At 50.1% G+C, this 637-nt stretch carries 1 protein-coding gene and 1 pseudogene; one reads left to right on the top strand and one right to left on the bottom strand.

All coding sequences use genetic code 11. The annotated features are described in order from the left end of the window. On the top strand, positions 1-311 hold a 311-nt coding region (locus C7K08_RS15815; RefSeq protein ID WP_106501213.1), incomplete at its 5' end, for a hypothetical protein. Here the strand turns inward: C7K08_RS15815 and C7K08_RS15820 are convergent. After that, positions 280-637, bottom strand: a pseudogene (locus C7K08_RS15820) (SDR family NAD(P)-dependent oxidoreductase); the annotation flags it as partial. The gene C7K08_RS15815 and the pseudogene C7K08_RS15820 overlap by 32 nt on opposite strands.

Raw genomic sequence — 637 nt, forward strand, 5'->3', positions numbered from 1 at the left:
CCACCAAGCCAGCAGCTCCTTTATTTTCCGCCAATGGCCTTGGCCAAACGAGCCTAAATACCCAGCTCAGCGCGAGCCCAGAAGACTTACTAACAAAATTAAAAACTGAATTAACCGCCCAGGGCTACAAGGAACGCCAAATCAATACCGTGGTGGGTGCTTGGGGATTCAATTTAGTGATGGAACCCCCTGGTGGAACAAGCGTTGATGGCACCCCCGCCGATAAGGTTGCGTTGCTTGTGGCCCAAGCTGCAGCAATTGCTCCTGGCCGCTTAAATCTCAATCTGCGTTTTGAAGCATCTGGGCGCTAATTAGCCGATCCCAAATGCTTGTGGGTAGCAATTCACTGGCTAACACTGAAATTGCTTGATGGCCGCAGCGGTAGCGGGCGGCTGGTTTTGGTTTTGTTAAGGCATTTTCAATCGTTTGCGCCACCAGCAAAGGCGAGGAGGCGCCTTGATAAACCCTTTCCCAGCCGGCGCGCACATTGCGCATCATTTTGCCGTAGATGTTGCATTCCAATGCTTTTTGCATAGAAGGAAAAGCAATCTCACCAAAATTAGTAGCGATTAAACCGGGCTCCACTATCACCACCTGTAGCCCAAAACTTTTTAATTCCAGCCTTAGGGCATCACTA

Origin of the sequence: Synechococcus lacustris str. Tous (genome assembly GCF_003011125.1) — a bacterium.
GTDB classification, from domain to species: domain Bacteria; phylum Cyanobacteriota; class Cyanobacteriia; order PCC-6307; family Cyanobiaceae; genus Synechococcus_D; species Synechococcus_D lacustris.